Origin of the sequence: Jannaschia seohaensis, from assembly GCF_900116765.1 — a bacterium.
GTDB lineage: Bacteria > Pseudomonadota > Alphaproteobacteria > Rhodobacterales > Rhodobacteraceae > Jannaschia > Jannaschia seohaensis.
The window spans coordinates 1-13,436 of record NZ_UETC01000029.1; the positions used below are offsets into that span (position 1 = coordinate 1).

At 63.8% G+C, this 13,436-nt stretch carries 12 protein-coding genes; 11 read left to right on the forward strand and 1 reads right to left on the reverse strand.

Translation table 11 applies throughout. The features are described from left to right. Positions 1-524: 524 nt before the first annotated feature. The 10 genes from DTQ71_RS22935 (at position 525) to DTQ71_RS22985 (ending at position 11,305) form a co-directional block, all read left to right on the forward strand. Complete coding sequence (locus tag DTQ71_RS22935; RefSeq protein ID WP_170125564.1) at positions 525-3,971, forward strand: Ig-like domain-containing protein; 3,447 nt, start codon at positions 525-527, stop codon at positions 3,969-3,971. Between the two features lie 812 nt (positions 3,972-4,783). Further along, complete coding sequence (gene atpD, locus DTQ71_RS22945; protein ID WP_109566610.1) at positions 4,784-6,184, forward strand: F0F1 ATP synthase subunit beta; 1,401 nt, start codon at positions 4,784-4,786, stop codon at positions 6,182-6,184. Beyond that, positions 6,174-6,566: a F0F1 ATP synthase subunit epsilon gene (locus DTQ71_RS22950; protein WP_109566611.1), complete on the forward strand. Its 393-nt coding sequence runs from the start codon at positions 6,174-6,176 to the stop codon at positions 6,564-6,566. The genes atpD and DTQ71_RS22950 overlap by 11 nt, the downstream gene beginning before the upstream one ends. Further along, complete coding sequence (locus tag DTQ71_RS22955; RefSeq protein WP_109566612.1) at positions 6,563-6,856, forward strand: AtpZ/AtpI family protein; 294 nt, start codon at positions 6,563-6,565, stop codon at positions 6,854-6,856. The genes DTQ71_RS22950 and DTQ71_RS22955 overlap by 4 nt, the downstream gene beginning before the upstream one ends. Next, positions 6,849-7,142, forward strand: coding sequence for an N-ATPase subunit AtpR (locus DTQ71_RS22960; RefSeq protein ID WP_109566613.1), 294 nt, complete (start codon positions 6,849-6,851; stop codon positions 7,140-7,142). Before DTQ71_RS22955 ends, DTQ71_RS22960 begins: the two co-directional genes overlap by 8 nt. Then, positions 7,133-7,837, forward strand: a complete 705-nt coding sequence (locus tag DTQ71_RS22965) for a F0F1 ATP synthase subunit A (protein ID WP_109566614.1) — start codon at positions 7,133-7,135, stop codon at positions 7,835-7,837. The genes DTQ71_RS22960 and DTQ71_RS22965 overlap by 10 nt, the downstream gene beginning before the upstream one ends. Before the next feature lie 2 nt (positions 7,838-7,839). Then, positions 7,840-8,097 carry a F0F1 ATP synthase subunit C gene (locus DTQ71_RS22970; RefSeq protein WP_109566615.1) on the forward strand — a complete coding sequence of 86 codons (258 nt, stop codon included), beginning with the start codon at positions 7,840-7,842 and terminating at the stop codon, positions 8,095-8,097. A gap of 4 nt (positions 8,098-8,101) precedes the next feature. Next, positions 8,102-8,905 (forward strand): F0F1 ATP synthase subunit delta, encoded by an 804-nt coding sequence (locus tag DTQ71_RS22975; RefSeq protein WP_109566616.1) that lies wholly within the window; start codon positions 8,102-8,104, stop codon positions 8,903-8,905. Further along, positions 8,902-10,434, forward strand: coding sequence for an alternate F1F0 ATPase, F1 subunit alpha (locus DTQ71_RS22980; RefSeq protein ID WP_109566617.1), 1,533 nt, complete (start codon positions 8,902-8,904; stop codon positions 10,432-10,434). The genes DTQ71_RS22975 and DTQ71_RS22980 overlap by 4 nt, the downstream gene beginning before the upstream one ends. Next, a complete protein-coding gene (locus DTQ71_RS22985) occupies positions 10,421-11,305 on the forward strand; it encodes a F0F1 ATP synthase subunit gamma (RefSeq protein ID WP_170125565.1) in 885 nt (294 codons plus the stop codon). Before DTQ71_RS22980 ends, DTQ71_RS22985 begins: the two co-directional genes overlap by 14 nt. A gap of 283 nt (positions 11,306-11,588) precedes the next feature. On the opposite strand, the gene DTQ71_RS22990 is transcribed toward DTQ71_RS22985, so the two are convergent. Next, complete coding sequence (locus DTQ71_RS22990; RefSeq protein ID WP_109566619.1) at positions 11,589-12,080, reverse strand: DUF3592 domain-containing protein; 492 nt, start codon at positions 12,078-12,080, stop codon at positions 11,589-11,591. 753 nt (positions 12,081-12,833) lie between these two features. Between DTQ71_RS22990 and DTQ71_RS22995 the strand changes: the two genes are divergently transcribed. Then, positions 12,834-13,436, forward strand: a 603-nt coding sequence (locus DTQ71_RS22995; RefSeq protein WP_211317184.1) for a hypothetical protein, incomplete at its 3' end; no start/stop codon positions are given.

Genomic DNA, 13,436 nt, shown 5'->3' on the forward strand with positions numbered 1-13,436 from the left:
CATCGGCACGATCTGCCGCACCTTCACCCCAAACGAATGCCGCAACTACCTCCGACACGCAGGCTATGCTCCAGAATTATGATCCGACGCTTTAAATCGGTCACCAGGCGCTCGAGGGCCTCGTTTTTTACATCCATTGCATTGCGCATGCGCTGGAAAGGTCCAGTCGGTCTTTGGCATATCGGCGCGCGAAGGGGGCGGCTTGATCTGGGCCTGCGCGCCGATACGACTCGGGGAGCCGTGTCGAGAGCAAGATAACCTGCATGAAAAACGGCGCGGTCCGTCGCCCGTGACACCCGACATCGACAGACAGGTTGCGGAAATCCAGGCACGCGTCGCGGTGCTGTAGCGGACATGCGCGCGGATCTGTCTGGCGGGGGCTGAGCCAGCTTTTGCGTCGGGGAAAGGGCGCGATGTTTCTATCTTGGACGGCTGCGCCCCAATCTCGCCTTAGTATCGCCAGCCGAGGGAGCGAGTGTGTCACGGCACTGACGATGCAGAACCCACATGTAAAGGACACCCCGTTGAAATATCCTTTCGCGTTTGAGCCCTTCGTCGAGTTTCTTTCAAGCGAAGTGTGGACTTGGAAGCTTCCGGAAACTGTGAGCGACACGTGGGGAACGCGCGACACCCAGGACGGCGGCGGTCAGCTTGAAGCTCCGCCCGCGAAGAATCCCGGGGGCGAGGTTTGGGGGCTTGGCGAGGGCGGAGAAGGTCTCGGCGGGAACGAAGGGTCGGTGGGCGAACGGGTGCGCGATTGGGCCATCCCGGACTGGGCGGTTGTCGCGGCGTTCCTGGACCCGGGCGAGATCGAGCATGTGCATGGCTGTTCGTGCGGCCCATGCTCTTTCAAGGAAGAAGATGCGACCAGAATCGACAATGGAACTTCCGAGGGAGGCGTCACGGGATCTGCAAATGCCGCGCTTTTGGGAGATATGGCGGAGTTCCTGCTGACCGGATATTGGAATACCGGCTACGGCGATGGCTCCCGATCTCACAACGTCACGGCGAGCGGCGTTGACGCCAATAACGGCGTGCTGCATTACAATCTTTCGGGGTACAGTGCGGATGCCGACGGGATCAGCGCCGAACGGGCTTTCCTGGTGCGAGAGGCCTTCAAACTGTTCGAAGCGACGCTCGGCATTCAGTTCGTTGAAACGGCATCGCAAGACACGAACCTGGTCGATTTTTTCTTCCGCGACAATGACTCCGGCGCGTATGCAGGCCACAGCTATTACAATAGCGGGGCCTGGGGAAGCACCATCCATTATGCTCAGATAAATGTCGCGGCCTCATGGTCAGGCGGGACGTCGACCTATGACGATTACACCCTCCAGACCATTTTCCATGAGATCGGTCACGCCTTGGGCCTGGGTCATCAGGGGCCCTATAACGGATCCGCCACCTATGGCGTGGACAATGTCTTCGACAATGATAGCTGGCAGGCATCGATGATGTCGTATTTCAGCCAGACCGAGAATTCTACGGTCGATGCCAGCTACGAGTTCCTGCAGACGCCAATGTCCGTCGATTGGATGGCACTCGATGAGATTTACGGTCGTCAGGGCTTCGGTGTCTCGAATGCGTTCGTGGGCGATACCGTCTATGGATTCAACAGCAACATTACATCCGAAGTCAGCGACATCTGGGCGAATTTCTCGTCCTTCGCCAACAGGACGGCCTCGACCATCGTGGATGGTGCAGGCGAGGACACGCTGGATTTGTCCGGTTATAGCAATAATTCACTGATCTCGCTCGCCCCGTCCGACAGCGGCGCCACGGCGCCCTCCGCGTCCAATATCGGCGGACGCATCGGAAACCTGACGATTGCCGAGGGGACCATCATCGAGAACGCCATCGGAGGCTCTGGAAATGAGACCTTCTATGGCAACGTCGCGGACAACGTTCTTTCCGGAAACGGCGGCGACGATATCTTCTTCGATAGCGCCGGCGCGGATTCTTATCTCGGGGGCATTGGGGCCGATGAGGTCGTGTTCAGCGGCAATTTCCTCAGCTACGCTTTCGAGGTTGCCGGGGCCTTTCTACAGGTCATCGATGTCGCCGTCGATCTTGTCGAAGACACGGTGGAATGGCTCACCTTCTCGGACCAAACGTTGAGCTGGAGCGACATTGCGGGGGGTATCAGCCCGAACACGGCGCCCGTCGCGAACGATGACAGCTTTGCCGTCGCCGAAGATGCAATCTTGAACGCGGCCAGCGTTTTCGGCAACGATTTCGACGCGGAAACCGATCCACTCCGGGTGGCCACGATCAATGGCGCGAGCGTGACGCCGGGGACTGGCGGAGCGGTTGTTGCGCTCGCCTCGGGCGCGCTTCTGACGGTCTATGAGGACGGAAGCTTCGATTACGATCAGGCCGGTATTTTCGACAGTCTTCAGGTCGGCGAACTGGGTTTCGACAGCTTCACCTATACCGCGACCGATGGCCGGTCCGTGTCCAATGCGGCCACCGTCAGCATCACGATTTCGGGGGAATTCGACAACACGGCCCCGCAGGCGCAAGACGACACGTTTGTCGTCGGCGAAGGCGTTCTGCTGGCTGGCGATGTTCTCTTGAACGACGTCGACGCCGACGGTGATGCCCTGACGGTGACAGCCGTGGACGGGTCTGCGCTATCGGTCGGCACGCAGGTGCAACTGGCCTCCGGCGCGCTGCTGACGATGGCGGCGAACGGGAGTTTCGAATACAATCAGAACGGAGCCTTTGAGAGCCTGGAGACGGGATCGACCGGCACCGACACGTTCCTTTATACTGTGTCCGATGGCGTTGGCGGGTCGGCAACCGCGATGGCGACGATCTCGATTGACGGCGTATCGCCACCGACGCTCGAAACCCCGATCCTGATCGACTTTGAGGGCATTGCTGCGGGCACCGTCTACGAGGGTGAAAGCGGTCTTTCTGTTTCCGGGATTTCCGTTGCGGCCTCCTCTCCGCTTTCCGGGCAAGCGGGCGTTTCGAGCGGCTTCACCATGACGACGACGGAGATGGATTTCGACCTCGACGGCGTCTCGGTGGCATCGGCAGGCGGTCGGGTCCGGATCGATGTCGCTGCTTATGACGATGAGGCGCTGGTCGGGACGGCGACGATCAACGCGCGCAGCAACAAGATCAGCGACGTGACCTTCGATGCGAGCTTCGACAGTATCGACAGGCTCGTGTTCTCGGCCAACGGTTCGTTCTACGTCGACGATATGGCCGTGCTGACACGAAGCCTCATCGACCCAGGTGCACCGACGGCGCTGGACGATGCGCTCGTGACCAGTGAGGGCGCCTCTGTCGCCGGAAATCTTCTGGACAATGACCTCGACCTCCAAAACGATCCGTTGACCCTTGTCTCCGTGGAAGGGGACGGCGACGGATCGGTGACCCTGGCCTCCGGGGCCCTCGTGACCTTCTCGTCGGACGGGAGCGTCCTCTACGATCCGAACGGACAGTTCGACGGTCTCTTTGACAACGAGGAGGCCACGGATAGCTTCAGCTACGAGATTTCCGACGGCAATGGCGGGACGGCGAGCGCGACGGCGACCGTGACGATCCGTGGGAGCGGCACGCCTCCGCCGGCACCCACCTCCGTGTTGTTCGATTTCGAGACCGGCCTGACCCAGGATGGGTTCGTGTTCTCGGGCACGGAACTCGTGTCCGGAGGCTCTGCGCTTCAGGGCACGCAGTCGGGACGCAGCGTCGGAGACAGCCTCACCATAGCCCGGACTGACGGGTCGGATTTCGATCTCGAGGCGGCAATCGCTCGGGCTGTGTCCGGAAAGCGCGTCGATCTTCTCGTCGAGGGATTTGATGATGCTGGCGCTCTTGTGGCATCACAGACGGTCAGAATCTGGGACAACCGCGACACGTCGATCCAGTTCGACAACAGCGCATTCGATGTTGTCGATACGGTTCAGATGACTGCGGCGGGTGGCCTCGTCGTCGACGACCTCACGTTCTTCACATGAGGTCGTCGGGCGAAGATCTTTCTGGGGGCGGCCGCTTCTAAAGGCATGGGTGGAGCAGAGATGCTCCTCCCTCCCTGGGCTGAGGCGCGTGAAAGATTTGATCGCCCAGCCCCATCCCCATCCGGAGCCTGACACATTGGCAAAGGGAGTGGCGGACCGGCCAGCAGCTTGGCTGCGAGGGTTCGGAGCGCATGCGCCGCGACCCGCGGGACCACTCCGTTGCCCCAGAGCCGAATCCGGTCCACCCGGTGGGCCAGCCCATCAGCGCCTCGCCGAATACCGGGTGCAAGGTCCGGGGCGTGTCGCAGGAATGCGCGCCAGCCATCGGCGTCACCGGGATCTGGCGGTCAAGCAGCCCGTTTACCGGCATCTGCGCGAGACTCGTTGCCCCGTCCTTGTGATCCCGCGCCGTGGGCGTCATCCAAAGCCGCATCGTACGCCGCCATTCGATCGCGTCCCCGACCGCGCCAGCCTTAGCGCACCAGCCCGTCATGCATCAAAAGCGAAGCCGGGCTAGGGGCCGTGGGGCAGGGCACGCCGACGTTTCGGATTTCTTATCAGACTTGGTTCCCTGAGAGCTGCGACGAACAGGGATCTGCCCCAAGGACTCGGACGTCGGAGGGCTGACGACCCAAGCGGGCGCAAATGGTCCAGGTCGTCCCGACGGGAACACCGGCAAGGGGAACCACGGCTCGGCATGATTTCGGTCAATGCCGCGACCGCGCGCCTCTGGTCTCAAAGACATGACGCGGGTCGATGTCGACACCCCTTGGCTGCCCTACTGTCTTGCGAGAACCATCATGTCAGAGCCCATGACAAGCGAAGCGGGAATCGGCCATATCTGTGCGATAGAAGGCGGTGTCGCCGATATCCGCTTCGAGCCCGGCCACCTCCCGGCAATCGCCTCCTGCCTCGTCACGGTATCCGACCCGGAGATCATGATCGAGATCGCCTCGCTTCCCTCCGTCGACACGGCCCGCGGTCTCGTGCTGAACCCCTCGACCGAGCTGCGGCTCGGACTGGCCGTCCGCGACAGCGGGGCGCCGATCCGCGTGCCCATCACGGACAAGCTGCTCGGGCGCATGCTTAACGTCTTCGGTGAGACAATCGACGATGGTGAGCCGCTCGGCGATGTACCGCGCCGCCAGATCCTGCGCGATCCCGTGCCCCTGTGGCAGCAGCGGGTCGAGAGCACCTTGTTCGAGACCGGCATCAAGGCCATCGACCTCCTCAGCCCGATCGAGCGCGGCGGCAAGGCCGGGCTCTTTGGTGGGGCCGGTGTCGGCAAGACGGTCCTGATCACCGAGATGATCCACAACATGGTCGCCGAATATCACGGCGTCAGCCTGTTCTGCGGCATTGGCGAGCGCAGCCGTGAGGCGGAGGAACTCTATCGCGAGATGGGCGAGGCCGGGGTGCTCGATAACACGGTGATGGTGTTCGGCCAGATGAACGAAAGCCCCGGCGTGCGCTTTCGCGTGGGCCATGCCGCGTTAACGATGGCAGAGTATTTCCGCGACGACCGGCGGCGCGATGTCCTGGTCCTGATCGACAATGTGTATCGTTTCGTGCAGGCCGGATCGGAGGTCTCGGGCCTTCTGGGGCGCATTCCCAGCCGGGTCGGCTACCAGCCCACGCTGGGCACGGAACTCGCCGAACTGGAGGAACGCATCTGCTCGACCGAGAGCGGCGCGATGACCTCGATCCAGGCGGTCTATGTACCGGCCGACGATTTCACCGATCCGGCCGCCACCCATATCTTCTCGCATCTCTCCGCCTCGATCGTCCTGTCGCGCCGGAAGGCCTCCGAGGGGCTCTACCCCGCGATCGACCCGCTGAAGTCCTTCTCCAAGCTGCTGACGCCGGGTGCCGTGAGCGAGCGGCACTACCGCATCGCCCGCGACGTGCGCAACACGCTGGCCGAATACGAGGACCTGAAGGACATCGTCGCGATGCTGGGTCTGGAGGAACTGTCGGAGAAGGACCGCGCCACCGTGCGGCAGGCGCGGCAGCTGGAACGCTTCCTGACGCAGCCCTTCTTTTCGACCGAGGCCATGACCGGGGCCGAGGGCCGCTTTCTGCGGCTGGAAGAGACCCTCGGCAGCTGTGAACGCATCTTGTCCGGCGAATTCGCGGACCGGCCCGAAGGCGATTTCTACATGATCGGATCGGTCGACGATCTGCTCCACGGCGAGCCGGCGAATGCGGCTTGAAATCATCACACCCGAGCGGATCTCTCTCGACCGGCCCGTGCGTCGCATCCTGGCGGAAGCGCCGGACGGGCATTTTGGCATGCTGCCTCATCACGGCGATTTCGTCACCGAACTCGTGCCCGGGATCCTCCGCTACGAGCCCGAGGAAGGCGGTGAGCGCTTCGTCGCGGTGCATTCCGGTACGCTGGTCAAGTGCGGCCCCCATGTGCGTGTCGCGGTCCGTCGCGCGATCGAAGGCAGCGACCTGACCTGGCTGCGCCAGCGCGTCGAGACCGAATTTCGCGAGTTGGACGAGTTGGAGCGCGAGGCGCGCACCGCCCTCGCGCGCCTGGAGCACAACATGTTCAAACGGTTTCGCGACCTCGAAGGCCCGGGATCATGAGAGAGGGCGACGAACAGGACGAGGCGCGCGCGATTGCCCGCAAGGCGCGGCGCCTGGAACGCGCGCGCAAGCGGCCCCCGGCAAGCGCGCTCTCTGGGCTGGCCATGTTCGGCATGGTTGGCTGGGCCGTGGCCGTGCCGGTTTTGGCGGGGACCGCCCTCGGCGTCTGGATCGACGGGCGCTGGCCCTCGGAGCGGTCTTGGACGCTGATCTGCATTCTGGCGGGAGGGGCCCTGGGCTGCCTCAACGCATGGTATTGGGTCCAAAGGGAGGGACGGAGCGATGGCTGACCCGGGCATGCTGGCGCTCTCATTCGCGGGCGGTATGGCGTTCGGCGCCGTCTATCTCGCGCTGATCTGGTCGGCGGCGCAGCGGATCGCCGGGCCGCGGCCGGTCCTGGCCTTCGTCACGCTCGCCCTCGCGCGCGCGGCGCTCCTGCTTGGCTCCGTCATCGGCGCCCTGGCGATGGGGGCGAACGCGACCGGACTTCTGTCGGCGCTGGCGGGCTTCGTCGTCCTCCGCGTGGCCGCGACCGGCCGCATCCGCGACGCCGAGCGGAGGGCGCAATGGAAATAAGCCCCGACACGCAGATCCTCTACCAATGGGGCGACTGGCGCCTGAACGCGACCGTTGCGTTCACCTGGGTCGTCATGGGGGTGCTCGTCGTCGGATCCTGGGCGATCACCGCCAGGCTCAGCGAGGGCGAGACCGTCTCGCGGTGGCAGATGTTTCTAGAGGTGATCGTCGAGACGATCCGCGCGCAGATCGCCGAGGTCGGGGCCGAGACGCCCGACCGCTTTCTGCCCTTCGTGGGCACCCTGTTTCTCTTCATCGCCATGGCGAACCTTCTGGCGATCATCCCCGGCTTCCAGCCGCCGACCGGGTCGCTTTCGACGACGGCAGCCTTGGCGATCTGCGTGCTGATGGCCGTGCCGCTGTTCACCATCGCGCGGGATGGTCTGGGACACTTTCTGCGCGGCTATATCCGTCCGACGCCGTTGATGCTGCCCTTCAACATCATTGCCGAAGCGTCACGGACGGTGGCGCTCGCCATCCGCCTGTATGGCAACGTCATGAGCGGAACGGTCATCGCGGGCATCCTGGTCAGCATCGCGCCGTTCTTCTTCCCCGTCTTGCTCCAGTTGCTCGGATTGCTGACCGGCTTCGTGCAGGCCTACATCTTTGCCATCCTCGCGATGGTCTACATCGCCTCGGCCAGCCGCACGCGCGGGGGGACGGACGGGACACCACCAGACAGCAAGGGAGACTGACCATGGATCCAGCGACAGTGATCGCGGGCATTTCGATCGTCACCGCCGGCCTGACCATCGCCATCGGCTCGATCGGGCCGGCGCTGGCCGAGGGGCGCACGGCCTCGCAGGCGCTGCAGGCCCTGGCGCAGCAGCCGGATGCCGCCAGCACGATCACCCGGACGCTCTTCGTCAGCCTCGCGATGATCGAGTCGACCGCGATCTACTGCTTCGTGGTCTCGATGATCCTGATCTTCGCCAACCCATTCACGGGAGGCTGACGGCTTGCAGCTCGACTGGCTCACAGTCTCTGCACAGATCGTCAATTTCCTTGTCCTGGTCTGGCTGCTGCAGAGATTCCTCTACCGGCCCATCACCAACGCGATGCGCCGGCGCGAAGAACGCGTGGAGGCGCGGCTCTCCGAAGCGAAGGCCACGCGCGCGCAGGCCGAGGACGCGGCGCGGCAGCTCGCGCAAGAACAGGCTGGGCTGGAAGAGCGCCAGGACGAAATCCTCGAAGCGGCGCGGGAGGAGGCGAAGGCGCTCCGGCAACGGCTCGAAGATGAGGTCCGAGACGAGATGGAGGCCAGGCGAGAGGTCTGGCGGCAAAACCTTGCCGAGGAGCGCGCGGAGCTCGTCGCCTCGCTCCAGCGGCAGGCGGGGCATCAGGTGCTGCGGGTCGTCGAACGGGTGCTTGCGGATTACGCCGGGACCGATCTGGCCGGACGCGTGGTGGAGCATTTCACGGAACGGCTCGAGGCGCTCGATAAAGAGACGCGCGACAAGCTGGCCGAGGCCGCGCGGACGCAGGACCGGACAGCTCTCGTCCAGACCAGCACGGTGATCGAGAGCGCCGCCAGGGCCCGGCTCACCCGCGCGATCCACGAGACACTCTCAACGGATATCGAGGTCGATTATCACGAGGATCCCCGCATGATATTTGGCGTCCGCTTGACCATCGGGGATCATTTCTTGGAATGGTCCGCTGTCCGTTATCTCGACCGGCTGGAGGCCGAGTTCGGAGAAATCATCGAGACGGCAAGCCTTGCGCGGGGCAGGGGCGGGCAGGGTGAGCGGGCGACGACATGACTGTGCTGGAGGACTTCCCCGAAGATTTCTTTGCCCCGCTCAGCGCGGCCCTCGACCGGGTTGCACCCCAATTCGACGTGACCGAGACCGCGCGCATTCTCTCGGTTGGCAAGGGCGTCGCGCAGGTGGCGGGATTTGCCGACCTGCATGCGGATGAGCTCGTGCGGTTTTCTCACGGAGTGGTCGGTATCGCCTCAAACCTCCGGCCAGGCCGCATCGGCGTCATCGTTCTTGGCAGCACCGACAGGCTGAAGCCCGGAGACAGGTTGCGGCGCACGGGCCGGGTGGTGGATGTCCCCGTTGGCGCGGCACTGCTTGGCCGGGTCGTCGATGCGCTCGGGCGGCCGCTGGATGGGGGGCCGCGGATCGAGGCGCAGGAGCGCCGTCCGGTCGAGCGTCCGGCGCCCCCGATCATGCACCGGGCTCCGGTGAAGGTGCCGCTTGAGACAGGGATCAAGGCCGTGGACGCGGCCGTGCCCATCGGGCGGGGCCAGCGCGAGCTGATCGTCGGCGATCGCCAGACCGGCAAGACGGCCATCGCGGTGGACGCGATCCTGAACCAGCAGGACACGGGCGTCATTTCGGTCTATTGCGCGATAGGGCAACGCGCCTCCGCCGTGGCCCGTGTGGTGAAGGATCTGCGGGAGGGCGGCGCGCTTGGCCGGACCATCGTGGTTGCGGCGGTCGGTGACGAGGCGCCGGGCTTGCAATTCATCGCCCCCTATGCGGCGACGACCATGGCCGAGCATTTCATGGCCGAGGGCCGAGATGTCCTGATCGTCTATGACGACCTGACCCGCCATGCGCGCGCCTACCGGGAGCTGTCGCTTCTGCTGCGCCGGCCTCCGGGGCGTGAGGCCTATCCCGGCGATATCTTCTATATCCACTCGCGCCTGCTGGAGCGCGCGACGCATCTGCGGGAAGAGCATGGCGGCGGATCGCTGACCGCGCTTCCGATCGTCGAGACCGAGGCGAAGAACATCTCCGCTTACATCCCGACGAACCTGATCTCGATCACCGATGGGCAGGTTTACCTGTCGCCCGAGTTGTTTGAGCGGGGGCACCTGCCAGCCATCGACATCGGCCTCTCGGTGAGCCGCGTCGGCGGCAAGGCCCAGCTGCCGGCCTTCAGGTCCATCGCCGGACGCCTGAGGCTGACCTATTCCCAATTCGAGGAACTCGAGACCTTTGCGCGCTTCGGCACCCAGCTCGACGACGAGACCCGCGCCAAGCTGACCCGCGGCCAGCGCGTCCGCGCCGTGCTGACGCAAAAGGAGCACGACCACCACAGCGTGGCGGAGCAGATCGGCGTCCTTCTGGCCGCGACCGAGGGCTTGCTCGACAAGCTGGATCCGGCGGACCTGCCCGCCGCGCAAGACGCCTTGCGTCTCAAGATTCGCAGGGATCTGCCGGATTTCTCGGACGAGATCCGCGCGGGCGCTCCGCTGTCGGACGACCGCCGCGACGCCCTGATCGCGGCGCTGCGCGATGCGCTCAGCCAGGACGGAGCCGCAGATGGAAACGCTTGAGTCGCTGTCCGGCAAGCTCGAGACGACAGGCGACATCCAGTCGATCGTGCGAACGATGAAGTCGTTATCGGCAGTGAGCATTCGAAAATTCGAACAGGCCGAGAAAGCCGTGACGCAATATGAAAGAACCATCGATCTCGGCCTGACCGCGCTGCTGCTCCACCGGCGGGCCCGAGGTCTGCCGCTCCGCATGGCGACCGCGCCCGCCAGCGGGAAGGAAGCCTTGATCGCAATCGGCTCCGATCGCGGGCTTTGCGGTCGGTATAACGAGATCGCCGCCCACCAGGCCCGCGCCCGATTAGGGGAGGAACCCGCCGTTCTGGCCGTGCTGGGCCTGCGTCTCGCCGCTCGGCTGCAAGCGGCCGGCCATCGCGTCGATCACGCCTTTCCATTGCCGGGAACCGTGGCCGGGATGAGTCCGCTGGTCAACAGCGTGATAATCGAGATCGAGAGGTGGACACGGGATGCGGGCATCGGCCGCATCCGTCTCGTGCATAATCGCCGTGAGGGGCGCGCGCGCGCCGTTCCAGCCGAGCGCAATCTGCTGCCGATCCCGGAGACCTACCTGAGCGAGCTTCTCTCTGCCGACTGGCCTGGCCGAGGCCGTCCGTTCTTCCGCATGGACATCGAGCGCATGACGTCCTGGATGATCCGGCAGAGGCTCTTTGTAGTGCTGTACCGCGCCTTGGCGGAGGCGCTTGCGAGCGAGCATGCCACCCGACTGGCCGCCATGCAGAGCGCGGAGAGCAACATCGCAGAGCGGCGCGAGGAGCTGACATGGCTCTACCGTCAGACACGCCAGGAAACGATCACCCGCGAATTGATGGACCTGGTCTCCGGTTTCGAGGCCGTGAGTTCATCCGACATGTGACGGGAGCCGGGGCACCGAGGACAGGCGCTCTGGAAGTCGTGCCGAAAGCTGTCTGAATATGCTTGGTTTGGGCGGCGCACGCCCTGGGCTGGCGGTAGTCGGTGGAGTCCCGGAGGCTCCAGGTTGTGAGAGGGCGAACGCAACAACCGTGCGCGATTGGACGTCCCATGCGCAGCGTCTAGCGACGCTGCCTCCCCATGTCACGCCGACAGGATTGCCCGTGAAAGTTCGATTAGATGTCGAATGCAGGGATCCGGTGGGCAAACGGCGCGCGCGGCTGGTCTCAATCGAGTCCGGACATTTCAATGCCCTGATCGGTTCCGGACCCTCGCAGGACGCGTGAAATCAAGAGGCCCAGACCGATAAGTCCGGCCCCGACGACCAAGAATATGCTGGGCAGCAAATAGAGAGACCAGAAGCCGCTGACACGGACGGCATCGGGATTGTCCGGAGAGAACATGATCTCGACCTCCTCGCCGATCTCGTAGTCGTACATCGTGGATGCCGCCGCCGTCTGCGACGTGTGGAGGTTACCATCGATATCTGAATATTCGAAGGTCGGGCGGAAGCTGATCGTGTCCGATCCGGTGTCCGAGTCGATGTCGCGCACCAATTCAATGGCCACGACCAATCCGGTCGTCGCCACGGCGTTGCGGGAGAACTGGGTGGCCCCGACAATCAAATAGGCTCCGACGAGCGCGAAAAGCAGGCCGAGGCCTGTGATGACGCGTGCGATGATGATGACAGGCTTCGATTTCGGATTTGCGCTCTTCACCGGTCATTTCCTTTCTGAAGCGCCGTTCGGACCATGACCGATAGCGGCAAGGTTGCGGATGCTTGGATCTCGTTCTTTGGTCGTGTCACTTCGCCGTCGGCCCGATCAGGCGTCGGAACCGCACACTCTCCCATCTCTATGATCCTCCGAGCGAAGACGAACGAATGCGGCGATCGCGCTCGGATCGTCTTGCGCGGCCGGCCATGGGTCTCATCGCGCCGGCTCGGCCACGTTGTGCGGGATGCCGACACCTTCTGCGTAGGCCACCCGAAGTCTATCTTGGGCGACCGGTTCGGTCTGCCCGATGCCTGTGCCAAAGGAGGAGAGGTCGCCCATATCGGTCTGGGCTCCCGCAGGGTCGCCGACTTGGGTCCGGAGATATGGTCAGGGAAGGCGTCTCCCGCCGCATCGCAGTCCGCAACGAAACAGTTGGCCTCCGCCCGCTTCCTTGCAGAAAGCGCGTGAGACACGACGGAGAGAGCCGCAGTCATTAAGGCGAAGCCTGCTTCGTAACATTGCGGGCTTGCAGGGTCGGATCCATCTTGTGCCGTCATCGCGGTCGATACTCGCGTGTTGTTGCGCTCCTTCCTTCACACTACGCGGACGATCCAGGCCCTGCCTTGCGATCCATCAACGATAGGACGAAACTTGGCGCGGAGGTCACCGGCCAGAAATTTGCGCCCCCTTGCGGCAACGCAATGCCCCGTCCCCATCAGAGCGATATCCAATTGGAAGCAAGCGATGGAGGCTGCGATGAAATTCGTGGAACAGGGTGCGCTCGAGAAAGGTTTCCGGTCTGTCGTACAGACCAGACTTGGGCCGAAGCTGGAGGAGTTGGAAGCCAAGCGGAAGGCACTCTTGCGCAAGGCTCGGCTCGGAACGCTGGCGGTCTTCATTGCCTTCGAGGCGGCGGCGGGCCTCCTCTATCTGCTGGTCGGTGGCGAGGGCAAAACACCTTGGGTCATCTTCGTGTTCGCCGTTGTCGGGGTCATTGCGGCATTTGTCTATTACAACCTGCAAACCGACAAATGGAGCGGTTCGCTCTCGGATCTGATCATGCCTGAGATCTGCGATCATGTGGGCGGCCTTACATTCGAGCGGGATCCGGAGGGCCGATTCCAGATCGCGACGATGCGCGACCTCGGCATGTTCGGCGCTCACAACAGGTCCACCCAGCGCAATCTTCTGTCCGGAACGCATCACGGAATGCCCTTTGAGATCGTTCAGGCGATGCTCGAAAAGACGACTACGGATGCGAATGACAACGAGCAGACCACCACGGTTTTCGAGGGGCTCCTGTTTCGCATCGTGCTGCCGCGCTCCGTTCCGACGAGGATTCTGATTGCCAAGGACTAC